The sequence below is a fragment of the Streptomyces akebiae genome (assembly GCF_019599145.1).
Lineage (GTDB): Bacteria > Actinomycetota > Actinomycetes > Streptomycetales > Streptomycetaceae > Streptomyces > Streptomyces akebiae.
In genome coordinates this window covers 8,394,038-8,419,605 of sequence record NZ_CP080647.1, presented here as the reverse complement: position 1 = coordinate 8,419,605, position 25,568 = coordinate 8,394,038, and the positions used below count along the sequence as shown (strand labels likewise).

Here is a 25,568-nt window from a genome sequence, read left to right as displayed (position 1 = left end):
AACAACGCCATCCTCGGCCCGCTGGAGGACAAGCGCATCGCCACACTGAACCGCATCGAGACCGCCATCGGCCGCGCCGCCGCCAAGCCCGAAGGCCTGGAGGCGCTCGCGCCCTGCCAGCTCAACCAGTAGTCCGCCCGTACCGTCGGCCCGCCGCGCCGGTGGTCCGGAGGTCCGCCGGTCGCGTGAGAGCTGACGGGCGGTCCGGCCGAGGGGCCGTTCGCGATGAACCGTCCACGACGAGCCGTCCGCGACGGGTCCCCTCGTTCGGCGAGTGACCTCCTGCGCCCCTCGTGGGCGACAGGGGCCGTGTCCGCCCCGCGCGCCGGCCGGGGCGGACACGGAAGACCTGGTTCCGGGTGGGCCCCACCGTGGGGTCCACCCGGAATTCGCGTTCCCGGCCCCAAGTCGTGAGACAGGCGAAGCGTTTCCGTCGATAATTGTTAGACATGGGAAAGACTTATGAGCGCATCGACGGCCGCCTGCGTACGTTCATCGAGGCACAGCCACTGTTCTTCACCGCCACGGCGCCCCTGTCCGCCGACGGCACGGTCAACCTCTCCCCCAAGGGCCTCAAGGGCTCGTTCGTCGTCCTCGACGAACGAGCCGTCGCCTACCTGGACTTCGCCGGCTCCCACGCGGAGACGATCGCGCACCTGCGCGAGAACGGCCGGATCACCCTGATGTGGTGCGCCTTCCAGGGACCGCCCACCATCGTCCGCGTGCACGGCACGGGTGAGCCCGTCTTCCGCGACGACCCACGCTTCGCCGGACTCCTCGCCCGATTCCCCGACATCGACCCCGCCCCGCACGGCCTGCGCGCGATCATCGTGGTCCGCGCCGAGCACATCCGCGACAGCTGCGGCTACGCCGTGCCGTTCATGGCGTACGAGGAGGAGCGCGACCTCCACGGCCGCCGCTTCGCGCGCGAGGACGACGACTCGCTCAGCGCCTACTTCAGCTCCAAGGAACACATCGCGACCAGCATGGACGGCCTCCCGGGGCTGCCGCTGCCGCTGCCGCCGTCCAGCCCCTGACGGCGTGGGAGGCTGGCGCGCCCTCCGGTACCGATGGTTCCGCAAGGCAGTTGTTCACACGGTTGAACAGACGGCACTCCCTGCACGTACGTGTGGGCCAAGGGTCCAGCCCACCACGGAGGAACCGTGTCCACGATCGCCGGAGGTCGCGCCGCGCGCCGCCAGACGATGCGCCGCATCCGACCTCGCCGCTCCCCCGCAGTCCCGCTGCTGATCGTTTTCTTTGCGGGCGTGGCCGCGGTGGTCTGGCTGTGGTGGGACAACACGCCGTCCATCGCGGACCAGGGCAGCAAGATGGTCAACGCCGGCCGGATCACCGGTCTGCTCGGCGGCTACATGATGGCTCTGGTGGTGCTCCAGATGGCCCGGGTGCCCGCGCTGGAACGCCGGGTCGGCTCCGACCGGGTCGCCCGCTGGCACGCGATGACCGGCCGCTACACGCTCTGCCTGGTCGTCGCGCACGTCGTCCTCACGATGTACGGGTACGCGCTGCAGGCCGGTCTCACCCACACCGCGATCCTGCAGCAGACCATCGACTCCATCAACCAACTGCCGGACATGGGCAAGGCCGCCATCGGCACCGGTCTGCTGGTGCTCATCGGACTGATGTCGATCGGTCCGGTGCGCAAGCGGATCCCCTACGACTTCTGGTACCACACACACCTGCTGACCTACGCGGCCACGTTCCTGACGTTCTGGCATCAGATCTCCACCGGCAACGAGTTCGCCGTCACGCCCGCCGCGAAGACCGGCTGGTACGCGCTGTACGGGTCGGTGACCGCGCTGGTGCTCTGGTACCGGATCATCACGCCGATCCGGCTCAACATGCGGCACCGGCTGCGGGTCGAGGCGGTCATCGAGGAGTCGCCCGGGATCGTCTCCGTGCTGATGAGCGGGCGCAAGCTGCACCGGATGGGCGCCGAGGCCGGGCAGTTCTTCCGCTGGCGGTTCCTCGCCCCCGGCATGCGCTTCAGCTCGCACCCGTACTCGCTGTCTGCGGCGCCCCGCCCCAACATGCTGCGCATCACGGTCAAGGCGATCGGCGACCACAGCTCGGCCCTGCGCGACCTGGAGCCCGGCACCCGGGTGTGGGCCGAGGGCCCGTACGGCGCGCTCACGGCAGGCAAGCGCAGCCGGGGCAAGGTGCTGCTGGTGGCCGGCGGTGTGGGCATCACGCCGATGCGGGCCCTGTTCGAGACGCTACCCGGCGCGGCCGGTGACCTGACCCTGCTCTACCGGGCCAACAGCACCCAGGACCTGGCGCTGTGGGACGAGTTGGCGCAGATCGCGGAAGAGCGCGGGGCGCGGCTGATGTACGCGGTGAACAGCCCGGACGGCGAACGCCCCGACATCTCGCCGGACTCCCTGCGCCGCAAGATCCCGGACATCGAACGCCATGACGTCTTCCTGTGCGGGCCGCCCGGTTTCGCGCAGGGCGTGTACGAGGCGCTGCGCGGCGCGGGCGTCCCGACCCGGCGCATCCACCACGAGTCGTTCGAGATGTGAGCGACGGGCTCCCTCCCCGGGGGCCCCACCCGACCGACCGTTTCCAGCCGTAGGTCACCACGACCTGCCCCACCCCGACTTCTGGCCAAGGGTTCCCGCGGTTCGCCCCGGGTCTCCCCCGCGAGACTTCACACTTCAGGAGCTGAAGGAGCGATGAAGAAGAGCCACCCCATCCGGCGGACGCTGCTCGCCACCGCCGCCACCGTGTCCGGCATCGTGCTGCTGCTGTCGCTGAAGCCGGCCTCCGACCCGGCCGGATCGGTACAGGCGGGAGCGGCAGGGGGCGCTCCATCGGCACAGGGCGGGGTGGCGGCCGGCGCGCAGACCCTCACCGGCACCGCCGTCCAGACCGAGTACGGCCCGGTCCAGGTCCGGATCACCGTCAACGGCGGCAAGATCACCAACGCCGAGACCGTGCAGCAGCCCAGCGGCGGCCGCTCCACCCAGATCAGCGGCGACGCGATCCCCAAGCTCAACCAGGCGGCCGTGGCCGCGGGCAGCGCCGAGATCGACGCCGTCTCGGGCGCCACCTACACCAGCGCCGGCTACAAGGAGTCCCTCCAGTCCGCGCTGGACCAGGCCGGCAACGCGCAGGACTCGGGTGCCCAGGTGCTCACGGGGACCACCGTGCAGACCGACTACGGGCCGGTGCAGGTCCGGATCACGGTCAGCGGCGGCAAGATCACCAACGCCGAGGCGATCCAGGCGCCGAGCGGCGGCCGCTCCACCCAGATCACCGGCGACTCGGTGCCCAAGCTCAACCAGGCGGCCGTGGCGGCCGGCAGCGCCGAGATCGACGCCGTCTCGGGCGCCACCTACACCAGCGCCGGCTACAAGGAGTCCCTCCAGTCCGCGCTGGACCAGGCCGGCAACGCGCAGGGCTCCGGCTCCGAGGTCGAGGCGGGCGGCTCGCAGGACGCGGGCGGCGGCGCCGAGGACGGCGGGGACTCCGGGGCAGGGGCCGGGCAGGCGACGGGCACCCAGGTGCTCACCGGTTCCGCCATCCAGACGGACTACGGTCCGGTGCAGGTCCGGGTCACGGTCACCGACGGCAAGATCACCAACGCCGAGGCGCTGCAGCAGCCCAGCGGCGGCCGTTCGACCCAGATCAGCGCCACCGCCATCCCCAAGCTCAACCAGAACGCCGTCTCGGCAGGGAGCGCTGACATCGATGCTGTCTCAGGCGCCACGTACACCAGCGGTGGCTACAAGCAGTCCCTCCAGTCCGCGCTGGACCAGGCCGGCTGATCCGGTGGTCGAACCCGGCGGGTCCGCCGCTCCCGCCCAGCTGCGGCACGTCGAGGAGGTCATGGGCACCGTCTTCTCCTTCGACGTCCGGGGAGGCGAGCCGAGGGCGGTCAAGGCCGCGCTGGAGGAGGCGGTGGCCGGGCTCCACGCGGTGGACGAGGTGTTCAGCACCTACCGCGAGCACAGCCAGATCTCCCGGCTCGCCCGGGGTGAGGCGACGATCGAGGAGTGCGATGCCGAGGTCGCCGAGGTACTCGAACTGTGCGCCGAGGCCGAGCGGTTGAGCGACGGCTGGTTCAGCGCGACGTACCAGGGCCGCTTCGATCCGACCGGTCTCGTGAAGGGGTGGGCCACCGAGCGGGCCGCGCTGCGGCTGGTCGAGGCCGGTGCGGTCGGGGTGAGCGTGAACGGGGGCGGCGATGTGCAGCTGTGCGGTGTGCCCGGACCGGACCGGCCGTGGCGCGTGGGGGTCGCGGATCCCCTCCGGCCCGGAGGACTGGCCGCGGTCGTCACGGCCGCCGGTGCGGACCGGCTGGCGGTGGCCACCTCGGGTACGGCCGAGCGGGGCACCCATATCGTCGACCCCCGCACGGGTAGGTCCGCGGTCACGGACCTCGTCTCGGTGACGGTGGTCGCTCCTCGCCTGACGTGGGCGGACTGCTGGGCCACGGCCGCCTTCGCGATGGGCTCGCGGGAGGGTCTGGCGTGGCTGGAGTCCCTGGAGGACACGGAGGCCCTGCTGATCACCGCGGGCGACGAGGTCCGCTGCACGGGAGGGTTGGCGGCGCGGCTGGGTTGAGCGGCGGCCGACCTGGGCTGCGGGCCAGGGCTGAGCGGGGAGTGGGGCGCTCACCGGCGCTGACAGGGCGCCGCCTGCGCCCACCCGTGCCGGCCCAGCGGCGCGACTGCCCGCAGGCGGGGCGAGCAGACCATATCCGCGACCACGACGAGTGAAAGGCGGGCGCAACCCGTCCGTTCAGGGGCGCGGGGAACTGCGCGACCGGCCACGACGGACTCGCGGCCATCACACAACGGTCCCGCCCCTCCCCGTCGCCGTCCCCGCCGGCTCAGTGCCCGTGGCCGTTGCCGTTCTGCGCCAACCGCAGCAAATGGTCCGCCAACGCCTGCCCGCCCACCGGATCGCGGCTGATCAGAAGCAGCGTGTCGTCGCCCGCGATCGTGCCCAGGATGTCGTGCAGTTCCGCCTGGTCGATGGCCGAGGCGAGGAACTGGGCCGCGCCCGGCGGGGTGCGCAGGACGACCAGGTTCGCGGAGGCCTCGGCGGAGATCAGCAGCTCCGCGGAGAGCCGCCGCATCCGCTCCTCCTTCGCCGACTCCCCCAGCGGAGCCCGAGGCGTACGGAAACCCCCCTCGCTCGGCACCGCGTAGATGAGGTCGCCGTCGGTGTTGCGGATCTTCACCGCGTTCAGCTCGTCCAGATCCCGGCTGAGCGTCGCCTGCGTGACGCTCAGCCCGTCGTCGGACAGCAGCTTGGCCAACTGGCTCTGCGACCGCACCGGTTGCCGGTTGAGGATGTCCACGATCCGCCGGTGGCGGGCGGTACGGGTCTGCGGCACCGCGGGCCCCGCCTGGTCGTGCTCCTGCGCCTGGCTCATCGTCGTCTCATTCTCCGGCTCGTCCGTCCCCATCGGCTTCGTGCGCCGCCCGCGCCGCGTCGAGGACGCCGGGCAGTGCCTGGAGCAGGGCGTCCACCTCGGCGTCACCGATGTTGAGCGCGGGCATCAGCCGTACGACATCGGGGGCGGGCGCGTTGACCAGGAATCCGGCGTCCTGAGCGGCCTGTTGCGCCAGGGGCGCGAGCGGCTCGGTGAGCACGATACCCAGCAGGAGGCCCGCGCCACGGACATGGTCGATCATCGGGTCGCCGAGGGACTCGATTCCGTTGCGCAGCTTCTCGCTCTGCCGCTTGACGTTCTCCAGCAGGCCCTCGGCCCGGATGGTCTCCAGGACGGCGAGCCCGGCGGCGCAGGCGACCGGGTTGCCGCCGAAGGTGGTCCCGTGCTGGCCGGGCTGGAGCAGTTCGGCGGCCCGCCCGAACGCGACGGTCGCGCCGAGCGGCAGTCCGCCGCCGAGGCCCTTGGCGAGGGTGACGACGTCCGGCAGGACGCCCTCGTGGGCCTGGTACTCGAACCAGTGCCCGGTGCGGCCGACGCCGGTCTGCACCTCGTCGAGGACCAGGAGCGAACCGGTGGCGGCCGTGATGGCCCGCGCGGCCTTCAGATAGCCGGCCGGCGGGACGACGACGCCCTTCTCGCCCTGGACCGGTTCGATGATGACGAGGGCCGTCTCCTCGGTGACCGCCGCGGCCAGGGCCTGCGCGTCGCCGTAGGGGACGTGGGTGACGTCACCGGGCAGCGGGTGGAAACCGGTCTGCTTGCCTGGCTGGCCGGTGAGGGCGAGGGCGCCCATGGTCCGGCCGTGGAAGCCGCCCTCGGTGGCGACCATGTGGGTCCGACCGGTCAACCGACCGATCTTGAACGCGCCCTCGTTGGCCTCGGCGCCCGAATTGCAGAAGAACACCTTGCCGTCGCGGCCGAAGTGCTCCAGGAGCCGTTCGGCGAGTGCGACGGGCGGCTCGGCGACGAACAGGTTGGAGACATGGCCGAGGGAGGCGATCTGGTTACTGACGGCCTCGACGATCGCCGGGTGGGCGTGGCCGAGGGCGTTGACCGCGATACCGCCGACGTAGTCGACGTACTCGTTCCCGTCGGCGTCCCACACCCTGGAGCCCGCGCCGCGGACCAGGGAGAGCTTCGGGGTGCCGTAGTTGTTCATGAGCGAGCCCCGCCACCGCTGGGTCAGCTCCTCGTTGGCGGTCATTCGGCGTCCCCCTGTTCCGCATCCGGCACGACCATCGTGCCGATGCCCTCGTCGGTGAAGATCTCCAGCAGGATCGAGTGCTGGACCCGGCCGTCGATGACGCGCGCGGTCTGGACGCCGCCCCGTACGGCGTGCAGGCAGCCCTGCATCTTCGGCACCATGCCGGAGGACAACTCCGGCAGCAGCTTCTCCAGTTGGGAAGCGGTGAGGCGGCTGATCACCTCGTCGCTGTTGGGCCAGTCCTCGTAGAGGCCCTCGACGTCCGTGAGGACCATGAGGGTTTCGGCGCCCAGAGCAGCAGCGAGTGCCGCAGCCGCCGTATCAGCATTGACGTTGTAGACATGCCCCATGTCACCTTCGTCCTGGCTACGGGCGATCGACGAGACGACCGGGATGCGGCCGTCGGCGAGGAGTGCCTCGATCGCGCCCGTGTCGATCGCGGTGATCTCGCCCACCCGCCCGATGTCGACCGGTTCCCCGTCGATCTCGGGCTGGTGCTTGGTGGCGGTGATGGTGTGCGCGTCCTCGCCGGTCAGTCCGACGGCGAGCGGCCCGTGCTGGTTGAGCAGCCCGACCAGCTCGCGCTGCACCTGTCCGGCGAGCACCATGCGTACGACGTCCATGGCCTCCTCGGTGGTGACGCGCAGGCCGGCCTTGAACTCGCTGACGATGCCGTGCCGGTCGAGGGCGGCGCTGATCTGCGGACCGCCGCCGTGCACGACGACCGGCTTGATGCCTGCGTGGTGCAGGAAGACGACGTCCTGGGCGAACGCGGCTTTCAGGTCCTCGTCGATCATGGCGTTGCCGCCGAACTTGATGACGACGGTCTTGCCGTTGTGACGGACCAGCCAGGGCAGCGCCTCGATGAGGATCTGGGCCTTGGGAAGCGCGGTGTGCTTCCGCGCGGGTGTGTTGCTCATGAGGAGTACGCGCTGTTCTCGTGGACGTAGTCGGCGGTGAGGTCGTTGGTCCAGATCGTGGCGGTCTCGGAACCGGCCGCGAGGTCGGCGACGATGTGCACCTCGCGGTAGCGCATGTCGACGTTGTCGCGGTCCTCGCCCACGCCGCCGTTCTTGCAGACCCAGACGCCGTTGATGGCGACGTTCAGGCGGTCCGGCTCGAAGGCCGCGGACGTGGTGCCGATGGCGGACAGGACACGGCCCCAGTTGGGATCCTCGCCGTGGATGGCGCACTTGAGGAGGTTGTTGCGGGCGATGGAGCGCCCCACCTCGACGGCGTCGTCCTCGGTCGCCGCGTTCACGACCTCGATCTTGATGTCCTTGCTGGCGCCCTCGGCGTCCCGGATGAGCTGCTGCCCGAGGTCGTCGCAGACCTGGCGTACCGCTTCGGCGAACTCCGCGTACTCGGGGGTGACTTCGGCGGCGCCGGAGGCGAGCAGCAGGACGGTGTCGTTGGTGGACATGCAGCCGTCGGAGTCGACCCGGTCGAAGGTCGTCCGGGTGGCGGCGCGCAGCGCCCTGTCGAGGACGTCGCTCTCCACGTCCGCGTCGGTGGTGAGCACGACGAGCATGGTGGCGAGGCCGGGGGCGAGCATGCCCGCGCCCTTGGCCATGCCGCCGACGGTCCAGCCGTCCTTGGTGACGACGGACGTCTTGTGCACGGTGTCGGTGGTCTTGATGGCGATGGCGGCCTTCTCACCGCCGTGCTCGGAGAGCTGCGCGGCGGCCGTCTCCACACCCGCCAGCAGCTTGTCCATCGGCAGCAGTACGCCGATGAGGCCGGTGGAGGCGACGGCGATCTCGCCCGCGCTGTGCCCGTCGAGGACCTCGGCGACCTTCTCGGCGGTCGCGTGGGTGTCCTGGAAGCCCTTCGGGCCCGTACAGGCGTTGGCGCCACCGGAGTTGAGGACGACGGCGGAGACCCGGCCGCCCTTCAGCACCTGCTCGGACCAGAGGACCGGTGCGGCCTTCACCCGGTTGGAGGTGAAGACGCCCGCGGCGGCGAGGCGGGGCCCGGTGTTGACCACGAGGGCCAGGTCCGGGTTGCCGTTCTCCTTGATCCCGGCGGCGATGCCCGCCGCCGTGAACCCCTTGGCTGCCGTCACGCTCACTGCGTCTCCTCGTTCGCCCCGCCGCCGAAGCGGCTGATGTCGCTGTCGCCCGTCCAGCGCAGCGGTGCGGCCATCGTCGTCTGCGGCCCGGTGGCTGCGCGTGCGTCGCTCACGGTGCGACTCCGATGGTGGAAAGCCCCGTCGTCTCGTGGAGTCCGAGGGCGATGTTCATGCTCTGGAGGGCGCCGCCGGCGGTGCCCTTGGTGAGGTTGTCGATGGCGCTGATCGCGATGACGCGGCCCGCGGCCCCGTCGTACGCGACCTGCACCTGAACGGCGTTGGAACCGTAGACGGACGCCGTGGCCGGCCACTGTCCCTCGGGGAGCAGATGGACGAACGGTTCGTCGGCGAAGGCCTTCTCGTACGCGGCGCGCACGGCCTCGGCGGTGACGCCGGGCCTCGCCTTCGCGCTGCACGTGGCGAGGATGCCGCGGGGCATCGGCGCGAGGGTCGGTGTGAAGGACACGGTGACCGGCTCGCCCGCGACGCCGCCGAGGTTCTGCATCACCTCGGGTGTGTGCCGGTGGCCGCCGCCGACGCCGTACGGGGTCATCGACCCCATGACCTCGCTGCCCAGCAGATGCGCCTTGGGCGCCTTGCCCGCGCCGGAGGTGCCGGACGCGGCGACGATCACGGCCTCGTTCTCGGCGAGACCCGCCGCGTAGGCCGGGAACAGGGCCAGCGTGACGGCGGTGGGGTAGCAACCGGGTACCGCGATGCGCTTGGACCCCTCCAGCGCGGCGCGGGCACCCGGTAGTTCGGGGAGGCCGTAGGGCCAGGTACCGGCGTGGGGCGAGCCGTAGAACCGCTCCCAGTCGGCCGCGTCCTTGAGCCGGAAGTCGGCGCCCATGTCGACCACGAGCACCTCGGGGCCGAGCTGCTCGGCCACGGCCGCGGACTGCCCGTGCGGCAGCGCGAGGAAGACCACGTCGTGGCCTGTCAGCACCTCGGCGGTCGTCTCCTGGAGCACCCGGTCGGCCAGCGGCAGCAGGTGCGGCTGCAGCGCGCCCAGACGCTGGCCCGCGTTGGAGTTGCCGGTCAGTGCACCGATCTCGACCTCGGGGTGGGCGAGCAGCAGGCGCAGCACTTCGCCGCCCGCATAACCACTCGCTCCCGCCACCGCCACGCGTACCGCCATGGAACCCTCCTCTTGGATGGCATGACTATACGTTTCGCTGCACGTTTATGCAATCTTCCCTCTGTCGCGCGCGCGAGGCCGGGCGGGAGCGAGCGCATAAGATCACCGGCATGGCGCTGCGACCTGTTCAGGTGAACATCAAGGCTCTCGACGCCGGGGGGGTCGGCCGGTTCTGGGCCGAGGCGCTCGGCTGGACCGCCTACAGCCCCGGCGTGACCACGTACGTCGGACCCGCCGGTGGCCTGGTCTGGCCGGACCCGGTCGTCGTCGGCGTCGACGTCGTTCCCGTCCCCGAGGGCAAGACGGCCACGAAGAACCGTACGCATCTCGATCTCGCCACCACCTCCGAGGCGCATCGGGCGGACCTGGTCGCGCGGCTGAGGGCTCTCGGCGCGACGCCCGCCGACGTGGGCCAGGGCGACGTGCCGTGGACCGTCCTCGCCGACCCCGAGGGCAACGAGTTCTGTGTGCTGGAGCCCCGGGAGATCTACCGGGACACCGGGCCGATCGCCGCGGTGGTCGTCGACTGCGCGGATCCCCGGGCCATGGCCCGGTTCTGGGGCGAGGCCGTGGACTGGGCCCTGCACGAGGTGACCGACGATCAGGCCGTGCTGCGCTCGGCCACGGGAACCGGCCCCTACCTGGAGTTTCTCCGCTCGGCCGACGCCGTGACCGCGCCGGACCGCGTCCATCTCGATCTGCTGCCGTATGCCGGTGACGACAAGGCGGCGGAGGTGGCCCGGCTGCGCGCCCTCGGCGCAACCGACCTCGACCTCGGCCAGGGCGACGTCCCGTGGACGTGCCTGGCCGACCCGGAGGGCCACGAGTTCTGCGTCCTCGCGCCCTCCTGACGTGGGACCCGCGGGCTCCCCGGACCGCCGTCCCACGCTGTGAGCCCTGACCGCTCACCCACCGGGGCCCCGGACAGGTCGGGCCGCCGGACCTCGACCGGTCGGTCTCCCGGCCAGCTCCTCCATTACGGCGAGCGGCAGGGACGGGTTGGCGGCCGCGGCCTCCGCCACCGGGTCGGCTGGGTCCGAGAGCAGCTCGACGACGACCGTCGGCGGGAGCGCCGGGTGGCGGGCGGCGAGGGGCCGGTCGACCAGCTCGGCGGGCAGGGCCGGATTGACGGCGAGCCCGCACAGGAGGGGATCCACGCGGGCATCCTGCCCCGGGCCCCTGCCGCGCGGCTCCTGATTTCCGCAGGGCGGCGGCCGCCGGTGCTCCGGCAGGCGACGTCGGCCCGCCGGGGCGCTAGGCCCTGTCGTCCGCCTTGGCCGCCCGCTCGGCGTTGCGCTTCTTGATGCGGGCGCCCTCCTTGCGGACCTCGGCCTGGGTGGCGCGCTCCTTCCGCAGCCACTCGGGGCTCTCCTGCTTCAGGGCCTCGATCTGCTCGGTGGTGAGGGCCTCGGTCACTCCACCGCGCGCGAGCCCCGCGATGGAGACGCCCAGCTTCTCGGCGACCACCGGGCGGGGGTGTGGGCCGTTGCGGCGCAGTTCCTCCAGCCAGGTCGGCGGATTCGTCTGGAGCGCGCTCAGTTCGGCGCGTGAGACGACGCCCTCCTGGAACTCGGCGGGCGTGGCCTGGAGGTACACACCCAGCTTCTTCGCCGCGGTGGCGGGCTTCATGGTCTGGGTGGTCTGGTGCGACGTCATGAGGTCAAGGGTATCGAGCGCCTGCGCGACCGCCGACCACTCAGCTGCTCGGCGGCGATGACCGGGCCCGTCCACCCGCCCGTTAGCCTGGTCACGTGACAGGCTCGGAAGCATCCCCCTCGTTCCCTTCGTTCCGGCTCGCCTACGTCCCGGGAGTGACGCCCACCAAGTGGGTGCGGATCTGGAACGAGCGGTTGCCCGACGTCCCCCTGACCCTCCTCCAGGTGTCCGCCGCCGAGGCGTTCGGCGTGCTGCGGGAGGGGGGTGCCGACGCCGGTTTCGTACGGCTGCCGGTGGACGACACCGACCTCAGCGCGATCCCCCTCTACACCGAGACCACGGTGGTCGTGATCCCGAAGGACCATGTCGTCGCGGCGGTCGACGAGGTGACCACCGAGGACCTCGCGGACGAGGTCGTGCTGCATCCCCTGGACGACACCCTCGGCTGGGAGCGCCCGCCGGGAGAACCGGCGTTCGAGCGTCCCGCCACCACGGCGGACGCGATCGAGCTGGTGGCGGCCGGGATCGGACTGCTCGTCGTCCCCCAGTCGCTGGCCCGGCTCCACCACCGCAAGGACCTCACCTACCGCCCGGTCACGGACGCCCCCGAGTCCCGTGTCGCCCTGTCCTGGCCCCAGGACGCGACCACCGACATGGTCGAGGACTTCATCGGCATCGTCCGGGGCCGCACGGTCAACAGCTCACGGGGCCGCGCCAAGCCCGCGGAGGAGAAGAAGCCGCAGCAGAAGCCCAAGCGTCCCGGCACGGGCAAGCCGACCGCCCGCAGTCCCCGAGGCGGCTCGTCCGGCGGCAGGAACGCCAAGAGCGGCGGCAGGACCGGAAAGCCCCGCCGCCGCTCATAGACGCCCTGGACGGGCCGCGGGCCCGATCAGGGGGCGCGGGAGGCGTCGATCCGCGGCTGAGCCGCGTGGGCGCGAACGGCCCCCGCACACGCGCACCCGGCTCACCAGGCCCAGGCGCCTCCCGCTGTCACCGCTTCTTGATCCTCAGGAAGGTCACGGAGTTCGCGGGAAACGTGTAGCCGAACTCCTCTGCCACCCCGCTGAACGTGGACCTCACCGGCGCCACGGGCGTATCCGTCTCCGTGTTCACCGCGTCCGGCGCGGCCGTCAGCGTCGTCACGCGTGCCTTGGAGCGCACCTTCGCACCCCCGAGGTCGATCGCCGCACGCGCGGCCACGCCCTGCGCGTTGACGACCTTCAGGATCAGGTCGCCCGTCTTCGCGTCGCGCGTCACCACCTGCCGGAACGGCTCCGCCGGCTTGTCGTCGGTGAAGCTCCCCCACTCCTTGCCGTCCAGCAGCAGGGTCACCTGCCGGCCGCGCACCTTGACCTCGACGTCGTACGTACGGCCGGTCTCGATCGTGCCCGGCTTGGAGATGAGCGAGGACTTGCCGCCGTCGACGGCCTGTTCGACCGCGCTGGTGGTGTTGTTCCAGCCGCCGAGGTTCCACCAGTAGTAGTTCCCGGTGTCCTTGACGCCGAAGGCGACGAGGAAGCCCTCCTTGCCGGACTTCTTGGTGGCCTTCACCTTGAGGTCGTAGTCGTGCCAGGCGGTGTCACCGGCCGTGACCATGGTGTTCTCGGCGGCCACGTCGCTCTGCACGTACTGTCCGTCCTGGACGCTCCAGCTGCCGGCACCGGTGTGGTTCCACTTCGACGCGTCCTGGCCGAAGTCGTCGGTGAACAGGGACGAGCCGTCGGCCGAGGTCACCGACACATCGTCGTACGCCGCCGTCGTGGCCCAGGTGGAGAGACCCACGGCTCCGGTGATCGGTCCGGTCAGCGCCGGTGTGCCGGTGGCCGTCGAGGGCACCACACGGTCGCCGACGTTGTTCATGAAGAGCTTCTGCGTCTCGTAGCTGGCGGAGTTCCACGACGCGTGGTTGTTGAACCAGATCATGTCGGGGCGCCACTGCACGTAGTCCTCGTTGGCGAGGAGCGGCGCGTAGGAGGCCAGCTTCACGATGTCGGCGTTGCGCTCCAGGCCTGTCATGAACGCGGCTTCGGAGAGCGCGTTCTTGAAGGCGTTGCCCTGGGAGGCGTACTCACCGAGGAAGACCTTCGGGCCGCCGCGGTCGTAGGAGTCGTAGCGGTCGTTGTTCTGGAGGAACCACTGCGGGCTGTTGTAGTAGTGCTCGTCGACCATGTCGACGTCGGCCTCGCGGTTCAGCTTCCAGGCGGTGTCGAACGTGGCGCCGGTGTCGTCGGGACCGGAGTTCGAGATCACCTGGATGTCCGGGTACTTCGCCTCGATGGCGGCCCGGAACTTCTGGAAGCGGGCGAAGAACTCGTTCGGCAGGTTCTCCTCGTTGCCGACGCCGAGGTGGGTGAGGTGGAAGGGCTTCGGGTGGCCCATCTGCGCCCGCTTCTTGCCCCAGGTGCTGGTCACGGGCCCGTTGGCGAACTCGATGAGGTCCAGTGTGTCCTGGATGTGCCGCTGGAGCAGGGCCTCGTCGTCGGTGGCCTTGTTCTGGCCGCAGCCGGTGACGAGGGCGGGTACCACGGGCAGCGGCATGGCGCCGATGTCCTCGGAGAACTGGAAGTACTCGTAGTAGCCGAGGCCGTAACTCTGGTTGTAGCCCCAGAAGTTGGCGTTGGTGGCGCGCTGCTCCACCGGGCCGATGGTGTCCTTCCACTGGTACGAGCGCTTGCGCTCCCAGCCGGAGGCCTCGCTGTAGTCCTGCATCGAGCCGGTGTTGACGAGGCAGCCGCCCGGGAAGCGGACGAAGCCCGGCTTCAATGCGGCGATCTTCTCGGCGAGGTCCTTGCGCAGGCCGTTCCGGTGCCCCTTGTAGGTGTCGCGCGGGAACAGGGACACCTCGTCGAGGGCGACGGCGTCGGCGGAGGCGACGGTCAGACGGCCGTCGGAGCTGGTCCGCGTCGCCTTGAAGGAGACCCGGTACTTGGCCCAGCCCCCCTTGACCGCCACCCGCCGGGCCTCGGCGAGCGTGCCGTCGGCGTCCTGGAGGGTGACGGTCAGCGCGGTGCGGCGGTCGGCGCGGGCCCACACCGAGAAGTCGTATTTCTTGCCCTCCTCGACGTGGACGCCGGTGTTGTAGCCCGCATTGGTGACGGCTGAACCGGCGCCCAGCGAGAGGTAGTTGCGGTTGCGCTCGTTGAGCCGGCCGGCGTCGTTCACGACCTGCGCGGTGCCGTCCACGGTCCACGAGGTGAGGGGGGTGTAGGCGCGGTTGTCGGCGGTCGAGTACTCGAAGGACCGGTTCTGCACGAGTTCGGCGTACAGACCGCCGTCGGCGGCCCAGTTGATGTCCTCGAAGAAGACGCCGTACATCGTGTCGTCGATCTTCGCGCCCCTGGCGGCCGGGTTGACGGTGATCGCGTAGTCGGTGACGTCCTCGGCGTGCGCGGGGGCCGGGACGGATGCGGCGGCCACCAGGAAGGCGGTGGCGGTGAGGCCGAGTCTCCAACGGGTGCGGGTACTGCGTGACATGGATACTCCGCGGCTCGGGGTGGGGGTCATGAGGTGCAGGGAGTTGCATGGCGTGCATGGCGTGTTTGACACGCTTGGGGCGTTCGAAATGCCGGACAATGATCAACACTTCGAACGGCAAGATAGGGAGGTGACCGAGACAGCGTCAACGGGTCGCGCAGCACCGAAAGTCTCGGAAAGGAAGGACGGATGAGCGGTTTCCTGCCAGTTCCCGATGTCCTCGCCCACCTCTTCGGGGCGTGGCGGGTCCTGCGGTCCGTGCGGGATCTCGCGAACGGCGCGCAGGGGGAGTTCTCCGGGACGACCCTTTTCAGCCCGCTGGACGACGGCGGCCTGCTGCACCGGGAAACCGGAACTTTCGTCTGGCAGGGCGTCCGTCGCCCCGCCGAACGCACCCTGCGCTTCCTGCCGGGGGCGGCGCCCGGCACGGCGGACGTCCGTTTCGCCGACGGCCGCGCCTTCCACGACCTGGATCTGACCACCGGCCGGTGGCGCGCGGACCACCCCTGCGTCGCCGACCTCTACCGGGGCGAGTTCGAGGTGTACGACGAGTCCCGCTGGCGGACGATCTGGCGGGTCGGCGGCCCCGCGAAGGACCAGCTCCTGATCACCGACTACACCCGCGACCCGCCGACCGGCGCCCCTCGGCCTACTGCGCCGCGCCCAACCGCAGGTTCCAGCGGCCCGCGTGGCCGGCGACCGTGACCGTCGACAGGGGACGGATGTCCATGTTCCAGTACGACGACGGCGGAGCCTTCAGCGCGTAGACCAGGGCGGCGCGCAGCACGGACGGCTCGGCCACCGCGACGACACGGCCGCCCTCGCCCAGCGGACGGGTTTCGAGCCATCCGCCTATGCGGGAGATGAAGCCGACCAGCGACTCGCCGCCGTGCGGGGTGGCGTGCGGGTCGGCGAGCCAGGCGTCCACGGCCGAGGGCTCCCGCGCCATGGCCTCGCCCAGCGTGAAACCGCGCCAGCGGCCCATGTCGCAGTCCCGCAGTGCGGGCTGGGCCAGCGGCGCGTAGCCGAGGGCGTCCCCGGTGGCCCGGCTGCGGGGCGTGGGCGAGCAGTAGCGCAGCTCGGCCGCCGCCAGCGGCACCAGCTCATGGGCGGCACGCTGCACTTCGTCCCAGCCTGCCTGGTCCAGCGGCCGGTCGTCCTCGAAACGCTCCGCGAGCAGCGAGGAGCAGCGCGCGGCGGCGACGAACGTGACCCGAAGATGCATGCGGCGATGGTGGAACGGGGTTCTGCGCAGGTCAAGAGGCGTTACTCAGGAGTTACCCGGGGTACTCCGTCCCGCGCTCCGGGCCCGCGCCGCCACACCCGGCCCCTCAGTCGAACACCAGCGCCATCCACTGGTCGGGCTTGGCGAGCGGCTCGAACCCGAGCTTCGCGTAGACGCCGTGCGCGTCGTGCGTGGCGAGCAGGACGCGCCGCAGCCCGTACGACCGCAGGTGCTCACGCACGGCCGCGACCAGCGCGGTGCCGAGCCCGTTCCCGCGCGCCGACGGAGCGACGTACACGTCGCACAGCCAGGCGAACGTGGCCCGGTCGGTCACCACCCGCGCGTAGGCGACCTGCTCCCCCGAAGCCACCTCGTACGCCCCGAAGTTGAGGGATCCCCGGATCGCGCTCTCCTGCTTCTCGCGGGCGCGGCCGAGGGCCCAGTAGGCGTCGGTGGACAGCCAGTGGTGGACCCGTCCGACATCGATGCGTCCGGGATCGGCGGAGATCTCGTAGCCCTTCGGGGCTGCAGGGTTCGACTCGTCGCTCATGGCGAGACGTTCGCAGGCCGGGCGCCCGCTGTCGAACCGTTTACAGCCTCCTCCAGACGCCGCACCCCTTCCGCGATCTCGCCCGCGCCCGCGACCCCCGCGAAGCTCAACCGCAGGTGGCCGGCCGGGGGTTCGGCGCTGAAGTAGGGGCGGCCGGGAGTGACGGCGACACCGGCGCGGAGGGCGGCGGCGACCAGGGCGGGCTCGTCGGTGCCGTCGGGGAGACGCAGCCACAGGTGGTAGCCGCCGGAGGGGACGTGGGGCAGGGCGAGTTGCGGGAGGCGCGACCGCAGCCCGGACGTGAGCGCGTCCCGCCGGAGCTTCAACTCCCTTGACACCGAACGGAGATGGCGGGGCCAGGCGGGCGAGCCGACGAGCTCGAGGGCGGCCTCCTGAAGGGGGCGCGGCACGAAGAAGGTGTCGACGACCTGGATGGCGCGCAGCCGCTCCAGGACCGGGCCCCGTGCGGCCAGGGCACCCACCCGGAAGCTGGGCGAGGTCGCCTTGGTCAGCGAGGAGACGTGCACGACCACGCCGTCGGGATCGCCGGCCGCCAGGGGCCGCGGCAGGGGCCCCGCGTCCTCGTGCACGAGACGGCGTACGAAGTCGTCCTCCACGACGAACGCCCCCGCCTCGCGGGCGATCCGCAGCACCTCGCCCCTGCGGTCGACCGACAGGGTCGCGCCGGTGGGGTTCTGGAAGAGCGGCTGACAGACGAAGACCCGGGCGCCGGACGCCTTGAACGCGTCGGCGAGGAGGGCGGGTCTGACCCCGTCCGCGTCCACCGGCACCGGCACCGGCCGCAGCCCGGCCGCCCGGGCGATCGCCAGCATGCCGGGATACGTGGGTGATTCGACGAGCACGGGCGCCCCGGGCGGCGCGAGGGCGCGCAGCGCGGTGGTCAGGGCGGACTGCCCGCCCGCCGCGACGATCACCTCGGCCGCGGTGATCGCTCCGCCGATGCTCCGCGCGAACCACTCGCGCAGCTCCGGCACTCCCTCGACCGGCGGCCTCGCCCACACCCCGGGCCGACGCCCCGCCCTGGACAGGGCGGCTCCCATCGCCTGCTCCGGCTGCAGCGACGGGTGGAGATAGCCGCCGTTGAACTCGATGACACCGGGCGGCGGAGAGGCGAGCGAGACCAGCACCCCGGAGGCGTCCACCGTGCGGGGCGACGGCTCGGCGCTGCCGTCGGCACTCAGCGCGACCTCCTGCCAGGAGGTGTCCCCCACCGGCGCCGTACCGCCCTGGCGCGGGGCGGCCCGGAAGGCGCCCGCCCCGGGCCGGGTCACCACGAGCCCCTCCGCAGCCAGGTGCGCGAGGGCCCGCGACACGGTCACCGGGCTCACCCGGAATCGCTCGACGAGGGCCCGGCTCGACGGCAGCTTTCCACCTACGGAGTAGCGGTCAAGCTCCTTTCGCAGCTGTTCCGCCAGTTCCATGACACTGCTACGCTCATGCATGAGAGTAGAGAGTAGCGCTATCGCCGGTTCGTCAGTAGCGGTGGACACCGACCGGCCACAGGACACCGAGCCGCGACCGACCACCCCGGGCACCGACACCGGCACCGTCGCCGGTCAGGCCGCCCCCGCCGCGCTCCCGCGCCGTCACCGCTACAGCCGCCGCCACAGCCACGGCCACCGCGTCGGCGGCACGCTCCAGGCAGCGCTCGGTGTCACCGCCTTCTCCCTCACCTTCCCCGCCACCGCCTGGGGCCTGGAGGGCTTCGGCCCCTGGTCACTGGTGGCCGTGCGCAGCGCCCTGGCCGCCGTCATCGCGGGCGTGTGTCTGCTGGTCCTGCGGGTGCCGCTGCCGGGCCGTCCACACTGGGCGGGGCTCGCGGTCGTGGCAGCCGGTGTCGTGCTGGGTTTCCCGATGCTGACCACGCTCGCGCTCCAGACCTCCACCACCGCGCACGCCGCCGTCGTGGTCGGTCTGCTCCCGCTGACGACCGCCCTGTTCTCGGCCCTGCGCATGGGCACCCGCCCCTCGCGCGCCTTCTGGACGGCCGCCGTCGCCGGAGCCGTCGCCGTACTCGCGTTCACCGTGACGCAGAGCGGCGGCTCCCTCACCACGGCCGACCTCTGTCTCTTCGGCGCCCTGCTGGTGTGCGCGGCCGGCTACACCGAGGGCGGCCGACTGGCCCGGGTGATGCCCGGCTGGCAGGTCATCGGCTGGGCCCTGGTGTTCTGTCTGCCGCTGAGCGTGCCGGGCGCGCTGCTGGCCCTGGCGCACGAGCCGGCGCGGCTGACCGCGCACAGTGTGGCCGGTCTGCTGTGGGTGGCGGCCGGGTCGCAGTTCCTGGGGCTGGTCGTCTGGTACCGGGGCATGGCGGCCATCGGCATACCGAAGGCCAGCCAGTTGCAGCTTGCTCAGCCGCTGCTCACACTGGTGTGGTCGGTGCTGCTCCTCGGTGAGCAGCTCACCCCGGCCGCGCCCCTGACGGCCGCCGCGGTACTGGTCTGCATCGCGGTCACCCAGCGCTCGTCCACCCGAGAGCCCGTACGCGACCGGTCCGACCGGCGCCCCCCGCAATAGACTGAGGTCACGGACCGCCACTCCCGTGCAAGACGAGGAGGCCCCCGATGCAGGCAGCCAAAGGCGACACCCTGTTGGTGCACGGCAGGACCGTCGGGCACCACGACCGGACCGCGGAGGTCCTGGAGGTGCTCGGCCAGAACGGGAATCCACCCTACAAGGTCAGGTTCGACGACGGGCACGAGGCGCTGATGTCCCCGGGCCCCGACACCGTCGTCCGTCACCTCGGGGACGACGAGTAGCGGCAGCCCCGGCACACCGGTTCCGGCACTCCCGCTTCCGTCACCCCCGGTTCCGTCGGCGCGGTGGTTCCGCCGGCCGCTGGTAGTGGTCGGCGACCACGCGTGCCATCGCGCCGATCTTGTCGAGGCCGACCTCCTTGGCCGAGAAGAAGACATGTCCGCGTGCCTCGGGAAAGTCGCGGGCGAGGGTGAGGTGCGCCGACAGCTCCGCCGGGTCCTGCCAGGCCGCGGGCTGTGCCGGGTCGCCCGCCTTGTAGAGGGCCTCGCCGATGTACAGCCGCGTCCCGCTGCCCCGGGCGGTCTCCGCCCACCAGGGCACCAGCTTGGCGTAGTCGGCGGCGCTGAAGCCGATGTTCCAGTACAGCTGCGGGACGATGTAGTCGATCCAGTTCTCCTGGACCCATTTCCGGGTGTCCGCGTGCAGGTCGTCGTAGGTCTGCACGCCCGCCCGGGTGTCCGAGCCCAGTTCGTCGGTCGCGGCGTTGCGCCACACGCCGAAGGGGCTGATCCCGAACTGGGTGCCGGGGCGGATGGCCTTGATCTGGGCCGCCGTCTCCCGCACCAGCCGGTCGATGTTGTCGCGCCGCCAGGCCGCCCGGTTGGGGAAGCTCGCGCCGTACCGGTCGAAGGCCGCGTCGTCGTCGAAGACCTGGCCGGCCACCGGGTACGGGTAGAAGTAGTCGTCGAAGTGCACGGCGTCCACGGCGTACCTGCGGACGGCGTCGAGCATGGCCTTCTCCACGAAGGCGCGGACGGCGGGGATGCCGGGGTTGTAGTAGAGCTTGCCGCCGTAGGGGACGACCCAGTCGGGGCTCTGCCGGGCCGGATGGGAAGCGACCAGCCGGCTCGGGTCGGCGTGGACCGCGACCCGGTACGGGTTGAACCAGGCGTGCAGTTCGAGCCCCCGGGCGTGCGCCTCCTCGACGGCCGTGCCCAGCGGGTCCCAGCCGGGGTCCTTGCCCTGGGTGCCGGTGAGGTACTGCGACCAGGGCTCGTACGGGGAGGGCCAGAGGGCGTCGGCGCTGGGGCGAACCTGGAAGATCACCGCGTTGAGGCGACGGTCCACGGCGGTGTCGAGGTGAGCGAGGAGTTCGGCACGCTGTTCGGCAGCGGTCAGGCCGGACTTCGAGGGCCAGTCCCGATTGACGACGGTGGCCAGCCACATGCCGCGCAGCTCACCCTCCCCCGCCCTGCGGCGCGGGCTCGGTTCGCCGCCGGCGATGGCGGTGCCCGCCGCCACGCCTCCCGCCGCCACCAGGGTCGCCGCCGCGGTCGCCCAGAAGGCCCGCCGTGACATCCGTGGCTTGCGATGCATCCTCATTACCTCCGCCTACCGCGTCCCACCTGTCCGCCCGCGCGCGGACCGTTCCAGGCCAGCCTTCCATGGGGCACCCGGGATACTGATCAGTAGGCGTCGCGGGTAACGTGCAGGTTTGGCGCAGGCCTCCACCAGGGGTATCTGCCAGGCACGAAACCCAGTGAAAGGGACGATGTGACGGACATCCCGGCGGGAGACATTGCACGCGTCGGAGTCGTGGGCTGCGGCCAGATGGGAGCGGGCATCGCCGAGGTGTGCGCCCGCGCCGGACTGGACGTCAAGGTCGCCGAGACCACCGGCGAAGCCCTGGAGATCGGCCGCACCCGGCTGTTCAACTCCCTGTCCAAGGCCGCCGAGCGCGGCAAGATCACCGAGGCGGAGCGGGACGGGACCCAGGCGCGCCTGAGCTTCACCACCGATCTCGGCGAGTTCGCCGACCGTGACCTCGTCATCGAGGCGGTCGTGGAGAACGAGCAGGTGAAGACGGAGATCTTCCAGGTGCTCGACCAGGTGGTGACCCGCCCGGACGCGATCCTCGCCTCCAACACCTCCTCGATCCCGCTGGTGAAGCTCGCGGTCGCCACCTCGCGGCCGGACCATGTCATCGGCATCCACTTCTTCAACCCGGCCCCGGTGCAGAAGCTCGTCGAGCTGATCCCGGCGCTGACCACCTCCGAGGGCACGCTCAGCCGGGCGCAGCTGTTCGCCGAGAAGGTGCTCGGCAAACACTCCGTGCGGGCCCAGGACCGCTCGGGCTTCGTCGTCAACGCGCTGCTGGTGCCGTATCTGCTCTCCGCGATCCGGATGTTCGAGTCGGGCATCGCGGGCCGCGAGGACATCGACAACGGCATGGAGCTGGGCTGTGCCCACCCGATGGGTCCGCTGAGGCTCTCCGATCTGATCGGCCTGGACACCATCGTCTCGATCGCCAATTCGATGTACGAGGAGTACAAGGAGCCGCTGTACGCCGCTCCCCCGCTGCTCCAGCGCATGGTGGACGCGGGGCGGCTCGGCCGGAAGACGGGTTCGGGCTTCTACGCGTACGCCTGATCCCCGACAGTCCGACTACGCACGGTCAGTTCCCTTTCGCGCACGGGCCCGGCACCCCATCGGGTGCCGGGCCCGTCGTATTCACACACCGTGTGCGCGGCGGACACGCATATGCCGTCCGCACACTCTCCCCACGCGCCCACCAGGCGAGTTGACTTCAGGTGCGCGTGCAAGGGATGGGATGACTACAGAAAGGAGCGGACTCGTGGCCATCGACCCCGAGCATCCGGTGCACCACGGCGAACTCGCAGAGTTACGTCGCCGCCTGGATGTGGCGCACACCCGCGTCGAAGGAGGGCTGACCCTGCTGAGCCACCGCGCCGAACAGAGCGCCAAGGAACTCGACGACCTCAACACGCGGGTCGTCACCCTGGAGCACGCCCGTTGGCCGCTGCCCGCGGTGGCGGCCCTCACGGCCCTGGGCGCCCTGGTGGTGTCCGTCTGGCAGGCGCTGGGCCGCTAGCCTCCAGGGCGGGACACGGCGGGGGATTCACGGCTTGGTGTCCTGTCCGAGCCGGAGATGGTGCAGCAGGAGCAGGGCGGCCGCCATGGTGGCGGCCGGGACCTCGCCGCGGGCGACCATGTCGGGGACGAGCTTGAGGGGAACCCATTCCCGACGGTCCGACTCGAAGTCGTCCACGGGGTGACCGACATACGCGCCCTCGTCGGCCCAGTACACGTGGTGCCGGGCGTCGGTGAGCCCGTTGGAGGGCTCGACGCTCATCAGGTGGTGCAGGGGTCCCGGCCGCCATCCGGTCTCCTCCTCCAGTTCGCGGGCGGCCGCCTCGGCGATGGCTTCGCCGTCCTCGACGACGCCCGCCGCGAGCTCCCAGCCCCAGCTGTCGGTGATGAAGCGGTGCCGCCACAGGAGCAGCACCTCGTTCGCCTCGTTGACCACGGTGGCCACGGCGACAGGCCGCAGCCGTATCAGGAAGTGATCGAGGTGCCGCCCGTCCGGCAACGCCACATCCGCGAGATTGACGCTGAACCAGCGGTTCGAGTACACGATTTGTTCGCTCTGTTTCGTCCACTGCACGGTTCTGCCACCTTCCGCCGAGTAAGTGGCAATATCGCAGCAGGAGCTTGGTGACAGCAGGCGCACAGCCGGTGCACGGCCGCGCCCCCGGGACGGCGTCAGAGCGGTACGCGCAGTGCCCCGTCGATGAGTTCGGCGGCCTCGGACGTGCCCGCGCAGTCGCTGCGCACGAGGTGTTCGCGTACCGCCCGCAATCTGTCACGCAGGCGCATGGACTCCATTCCGCGCGCCCGCTCGGCCATTTCGACGGCCGTGGCCACCGCCTTGTCCGCGTTGCCCTGCCGCAGTTCGATCTGGCTGAGCATCGCGAGCCGGTGCACCCGCCCCCGGTCGTGCGCCGGGGTGTCGACGGCCGCCGTGGCGTGCTCCGCCGCGGCCGTCAGGTCACCGAGGCTGAGCAGCGCCTCCGCCACCTGTACGTTCACCAGGCCGGGTTGGACATAGCCGGTCTCATCGGGTTCGTACCCGCGCCGGATGCGCTCGGCGGCCTGCTCCGCCCGCCGGATGCAGGACAGCGCGCTCGTGCCGTCGCCCAGGTGCGCGTACGCCTTCGCCTGCATCGCGTACAGGTCGGAGGCGAGCGCCGGGGTGATGTGCGGGCCGGCCGTGCGCAGCGCCGCCTCGGCGAAGGCGACGGCCTGGCGGTGCTCCCGCATGAACAGCGACTGGTTGACGAGGAGCGCGATCACATACGCCCCCAGCCCCCGGTCCCCACTGGCCTTGGCCAGCCGCAGCGCCTGGTGGAAGTAGCGCTGGGCGAGGCCGTGGGCGTCGGAGTCGTACGCGCAGATCCCGGCGATCGCGACCAACCCGCCTGTGGCCCGGTGCAGTTGGCGGCCGGTGGCGTCGGTGTAACTGCCCCGAAGCAGCGGCGCGGCCTCGGCGTTGAGGAACCCGACGATCCGGGTGCGGGTGGCGACGCCGCCGGCCTTGCGGTACATCTGCTCGTAGTGTGTCCGGGCCGCGCGCAGCATTTCGATGTCGGCCATGCTGACGCGGTGCCGTCCGCCCCGGGAGACGTCGACGTCCTCCGGCGGGTTCTCCCACTCCCAGACGGGCATCACGGCGGGCGTCCCGGTGACGGCGGGGGCGCCGAGGACGTGGGGGCGCTGTTGTTCGTCGGAGCGCCACAGGGCGGTGGCGCGCTCCACGAAGCCGGAGAGCCCGGCACCGTGCGGGGAGGCGGCCTCACCCGGCACGCCGAGCCCGATGTCGTCGAGGGTGACGGTCCGGCGCAGCCGCCCGGCGAGCACCTCGCAGATCAGGTCGGGCACCTGTCCGCGCGGCCGCTGTCCCTTCAACCACCGTGCCACGGCGGTGTGTTCGTATCTCAGCGCCAGCCCCCGGGCCCGTCCCGCCTGGTTGACGTGGGCGGCGAGACCGGCGTGGGAGATACCGGCCTCGTCGAGGATCGCGTCGAGCAGGGTGTTGGGCTGCATGGGGCCCTCCGGAGGCTCGGTGCCGGCGAATCGCAGCGTAGCGCCTCCCTCTTCACACGGGGTGTGATGGGAACGCCCGAATTCGGGCTGTGTGCGCGCTGTCGCAGAGAGTTTCGGACAGGTTGACTGACATCCCTCGCCAAGAGGCCGACGGGCCGCCGGCTCCCCCTCGTACAGTGCGGTGGCCCGTCCGGGCGCGGCCGGGGCGCCTGGTGCCGCGACAGGCACTAGCGGGTAGGGGCGACAGGCGGCTTGCCGACCGCGGGCAGGTCGTGGCCGGTGGTGCCGTTCCCCGCGCCCCTGAGAACAAGTGGACGCTCATTGCGGAGTACCAGTATGGCGACGTCGTCCTTGGGCCTTCCTCCCGTGTGGCGGAGGAGCTGGGTGAAGACGGCCCGCAGGACGGAATGGGGGGAGATGGGGCGGCCCCGTACGGCCGCCGCCAGTGCGATGCCCAGAGGAAAGAACCGACCCTGGCTGTCCCTCGCGTCCTCCACCCCGTCCGTGTGCAGGAACAGGGCCTCGCCCGGGAGGAGTTGGCCGCAGGCCGTGACCGGCAGTTCCGCGGGCAGCGGGAAGAGGCCGAGCGGGGGCAGGGGGTCGGCGCGGGTGACGGGTGACACTCGGCCGCCACTGAGCAGATAGGGCCAGGGATGGCCGCAGTTCAGGGCGTGGAGTTCGCCGTCGGGGGTGATCTCCAGCAGGAGGACGGTGACGAAGTCCTCGGTGACCTCGGTGCGGGCGCGGTCCCGCAGATGGCGGGCGAGGGCACGGTCGAGACGGGCCAGGACGCCGACGAGTTCGGCCTCGTCGTGGACGGCCTCACGGAAGCTGCCGAGGACGGCGGCGACGGTCCCGATCGCGGCGATACCGTGCCCGCGTACGTCGCCCATCACCACCCGTACACCGTGCTCGGTGGCGATCACCTCGTACAGGTCGCCGCCGACGGTCGTACCCCGGTCTGCGGAGAGCTGGGCGGCGGCGGTGGCGAGCCCGTCGATCCGAGCGGGCAGCGGCCTGAGCAGCACGCTCCGCACGGCGCCCGCGACCGCGCGCGCCTGCCGCACTTCCCGCAGCATCACCTGCCTGACGTGCAGCATCAGCCCCGTGCCGACCGCGAGGCACACGACGCCTCCGACCATCCGGGCACCGGCACGGACGGACCGCCGGCCGAACAGCCCTCGCCCCCGGGACCATGT

At 71.4% G+C, this 25,568-nt stretch carries 26 protein-coding genes; 11 read left to right on the top strand and 15 right to left on the bottom strand.

Annotated elements, in window-relative coordinates; all coding sequences use genetic code 11:
- Window positions 1–449 precede the first annotated feature (449 nt).
- The 4 genes from K1J60_RS36515 to K1J60_RS36500 all read left to right on the top strand — a co-directional run bounded on the left by K1J60_RS36515 (window position 450) and on the right by K1J60_RS36500 (window position 4,590).
- Window positions 450–1,037 (top strand): pyridoxamine 5'-phosphate oxidase family protein, encoded by a 588-nt coding sequence (locus tag K1J60_RS36515; protein WP_220649943.1) that lies wholly within the window; start codon window positions 450–452, stop codon window positions 1,035–1,037.
- 168 nt (window positions 1,038–1,205) lie between these two features.
- A complete protein-coding gene (locus tag K1J60_RS36510; protein ID WP_052146580.1) occupies window positions 1,206–2,543 on the top strand; it encodes a ferredoxin reductase family protein in 1,338 nt (445 codons plus the stop codon).
- 153 nt (window positions 2,544–2,696) lie between these two features.
- A complete protein-coding gene (locus tag K1J60_RS36505) occupies window positions 2,697–3,791 on the top strand; it encodes an FMN-binding protein (RefSeq protein ID WP_220649942.1) in 1,095 nt (364 codons plus the stop codon).
- A gap of 61 nt (window positions 3,792–3,852) precedes the next feature.
- Window positions 3,853–4,590 carry an FAD:protein FMN transferase gene (locus tag K1J60_RS36500; protein ID WP_259408354.1) on the top strand — a complete coding sequence of 246 codons (738 nt, stop codon included), beginning with the start codon at window positions 3,853–3,855 and terminating at the stop codon, window positions 4,588–4,590.
- Window positions 4,591–4,858: 268 nt separating this feature from the next.
- Here the strand turns inward: K1J60_RS36500 and K1J60_RS36495 are convergent, their stop codons facing one another.
- The 5 genes from K1J60_RS36495 to argC all read right to left on the bottom strand — a co-directional run bounded on the left by K1J60_RS36495 (window position 4,859) and on the right by argC (window position 9,841).
- Window positions 4,859–5,407: an arginine repressor gene (locus K1J60_RS36495; protein ID WP_220649940.1), complete on the bottom strand. Its 549-nt coding sequence runs from the start codon at window positions 5,405–5,407 to the stop codon at window positions 4,859–4,861.
- A 7-nt stretch (window positions 5,408–5,414) separates the two neighbouring features.
- Entirely contained in the window at window positions 5,415–6,632 is a 1,218-nt protein-coding gene (locus K1J60_RS36490; RefSeq protein ID WP_220649939.1) for an acetylornithine transaminase, read from the bottom strand.
- Window positions 6,629–7,552: an acetylglutamate kinase gene (gene argB, locus K1J60_RS36485; RefSeq protein ID WP_220649938.1), complete on the bottom strand. Its 924-nt coding sequence runs from the start codon at window positions 7,550–7,552 to the stop codon at window positions 6,629–6,631. The genes K1J60_RS36490 and argB overlap by 4 nt, the downstream gene beginning before the upstream one ends.
- Window positions 7,549–8,703 carry a bifunctional glutamate N-acetyltransferase/amino-acid acetyltransferase ArgJ gene (gene argJ / locus K1J60_RS36480; protein ID WP_220649937.1) on the bottom strand — a complete coding sequence of 385 codons (1,155 nt, stop codon included), beginning with the start codon at window positions 8,701–8,703 and terminating at the stop codon, window positions 7,549–7,551. The genes argB and argJ overlap by 4 nt, the downstream gene beginning before the upstream one ends.
- 109 nt (window positions 8,704–8,812) lie before the next feature.
- Complete coding sequence (gene argC, locus K1J60_RS36475) at window positions 8,813–9,841, bottom strand: N-acetyl-gamma-glutamyl-phosphate reductase (RefSeq protein ID WP_220649936.1); 1,029 nt, start codon at window positions 9,839–9,841, stop codon at window positions 8,813–8,815.
- A 110-nt stretch (window positions 9,842–9,951) separates the two neighbouring features.
- On the opposite strand from argC, the gene K1J60_RS36470 reads away from it, so the two are divergent.
- Complete coding sequence (locus K1J60_RS36470) at window positions 9,952–10,692, top strand: VOC family protein (protein ID WP_220649935.1); 741 nt, start codon at window positions 9,952–9,954, stop codon at window positions 10,690–10,692.
- Between the two features lie 54 nt (window positions 10,693–10,746).
- Here the strand turns inward: K1J60_RS36470 and K1J60_RS36465 are convergent, their stop codons facing one another.
- A complete protein-coding gene (locus tag K1J60_RS36465) occupies window positions 10,747–10,998 on the bottom strand; it encodes a hypothetical protein (protein ID WP_398683813.1) in 252 nt (83 codons plus the stop codon).
- A gap of 97 nt (window positions 10,999–11,095) precedes the next feature.
- A complete protein-coding gene (locus tag K1J60_RS36460) occupies window positions 11,096–11,497 on the bottom strand; it encodes a DUF5997 family protein (RefSeq protein ID WP_220649934.1) in 402 nt (133 codons plus the stop codon).
- A gap of 95 nt (window positions 11,498–11,592) precedes the next feature.
- Here K1J60_RS36460 and K1J60_RS36455 point away from each other — a divergent pair, with 95 nt between their 5' ends.
- Window positions 11,593–12,360, top strand: coding sequence for a LysR family substrate-binding domain-containing protein (locus tag K1J60_RS36455; protein ID WP_220649933.1), 768 nt, complete (start codon window positions 11,593–11,595; stop codon window positions 12,358–12,360).
- 127 nt (window positions 12,361–12,487) lie between these two features.
- Here the strand turns inward: K1J60_RS36455 and K1J60_RS36450 are convergent, their stop codons facing one another.
- Window positions 12,488–14,971, bottom strand: a complete 2,484-nt coding sequence (locus K1J60_RS36450) for an alpha-L-arabinofuranosidase C-terminal domain-containing protein (protein WP_220649932.1) — start codon at window positions 14,969–14,971, stop codon at window positions 12,488–12,490.
- 189 nt (window positions 14,972–15,160) lie between these two features.
- On the opposite strand from K1J60_RS36450, the gene K1J60_RS36445 reads away from it, so the two are divergent.
- Window positions 15,161–15,676, top strand: a complete 516-nt coding sequence (locus K1J60_RS36445; RefSeq protein WP_220649931.1) for a DUF6314 family protein — start codon at window positions 15,161–15,163, stop codon at window positions 15,674–15,676.
- Here K1J60_RS36445 and K1J60_RS36440 read toward each other — a convergent pair.
- The 3 genes from K1J60_RS36440 to K1J60_RS36430 form a co-directional block, all read right to left on the bottom strand.
- Window positions 15,621–16,196 (bottom strand): histidine phosphatase family protein, encoded by a 576-nt coding sequence (locus tag K1J60_RS36440; RefSeq protein ID WP_220649930.1) that lies wholly within the window; start codon window positions 16,194–16,196, stop codon window positions 15,621–15,623. The two genes, K1J60_RS36445 and K1J60_RS36440, sit on opposite strands and share 56 nt — an antisense overlap.
- Before the next feature lie 106 nt (window positions 16,197–16,302).
- A complete protein-coding gene (locus tag K1J60_RS36435; protein ID WP_220649929.1) occupies window positions 16,303–16,746 on the bottom strand; it encodes a GNAT family N-acetyltransferase in 444 nt (147 codons plus the stop codon).
- Window positions 16,743–18,209 (bottom strand): aminotransferase-like domain-containing protein, encoded by a 1,467-nt coding sequence (locus tag K1J60_RS36430; protein ID WP_220649928.1) that lies wholly within the window; start codon window positions 18,207–18,209, stop codon window positions 16,743–16,745. Before K1J60_RS36430 ends, K1J60_RS36435 begins: the two co-directional genes overlap by 4 nt.
- Here K1J60_RS36430 and K1J60_RS36425 point away from each other — a divergent pair.
- Both K1J60_RS36425 and K1J60_RS36420 read left to right on the top strand, forming a co-directional pair.
- Window positions 18,208–19,284, top strand: a complete 1,077-nt coding sequence (locus tag K1J60_RS36425) for a DMT family transporter (protein WP_220649927.1) — start codon at window positions 18,208–18,210, stop codon at window positions 19,282–19,284. The genes K1J60_RS36430 and K1J60_RS36425 overlap by 2 nt on opposite strands.
- A gap of 47 nt (window positions 19,285–19,331) precedes the next feature.
- Window positions 19,332–19,526: a DUF1918 domain-containing protein gene (locus K1J60_RS36420; RefSeq protein WP_220649926.1), complete on the top strand. Its 195-nt coding sequence runs from the start codon at window positions 19,332–19,334 to the stop codon at window positions 19,524–19,526.
- A gap of 40 nt (window positions 19,527–19,566) precedes the next feature.
- Here the strand turns inward: K1J60_RS36420 and K1J60_RS36415 are convergent, their stop codons facing one another.
- Window positions 19,567–20,841, bottom strand: coding sequence for a glycoside hydrolase family 10 protein (locus K1J60_RS36415; RefSeq protein ID WP_259408070.1), 1,275 nt, complete (start codon window positions 20,839–20,841; stop codon window positions 19,567–19,569).
- Window positions 20,842–21,018: 177 nt separating this feature from the next.
- On the opposite strand from K1J60_RS36415, the gene K1J60_RS36410 reads away from it, so the two are divergent.
- Together K1J60_RS36410 and K1J60_RS36405 are read left to right on the top strand one after the other, a co-directional pair.
- Window positions 21,019–21,894, top strand: a complete 876-nt coding sequence (locus tag K1J60_RS36410) for a 3-hydroxybutyryl-CoA dehydrogenase (protein WP_220649925.1) — start codon at window positions 21,019–21,021, stop codon at window positions 21,892–21,894.
- 205 nt (window positions 21,895–22,099) lie between these two features.
- Window positions 22,100–22,357 carry a hypothetical protein gene (locus K1J60_RS36405; RefSeq protein ID WP_046916210.1) on the top strand — a complete coding sequence of 86 codons (258 nt, stop codon included), beginning with the start codon at window positions 22,100–22,102 and terminating at the stop codon, window positions 22,355–22,357.
- A 27-nt stretch (window positions 22,358–22,384) separates the two neighbouring features.
- On the opposite strand, the gene K1J60_RS36400 is transcribed toward K1J60_RS36405, so the two are convergent.
- The 3 genes from K1J60_RS36400 to K1J60_RS36390 form a co-directional block, all read right to left on the bottom strand.
- Entirely contained in the window at window positions 22,385–22,930 is a 546-nt protein-coding gene (locus K1J60_RS36400; RefSeq protein ID WP_220649924.1) for an NUDIX domain-containing protein, read from the bottom strand.
- A 98-nt stretch (window positions 22,931–23,028) separates the two neighbouring features.
- Complete coding sequence (locus K1J60_RS36395; RefSeq protein WP_033531713.1) at window positions 23,029–24,369, bottom strand: hypothetical protein; 1,341 nt, start codon at window positions 24,367–24,369, stop codon at window positions 23,029–23,031.
- 227 nt (window positions 24,370–24,596) lie between these two features.
- Window positions 24,597–25,511 (bottom strand): PP2C family protein-serine/threonine phosphatase, encoded by a 915-nt coding sequence (locus K1J60_RS36390; RefSeq protein ID WP_317619737.1) that lies wholly within the window; start codon window positions 25,509–25,511, stop codon window positions 24,597–24,599.
- Between the last annotated feature and the right edge of the window lie 57 nt (window positions 25,512–25,568).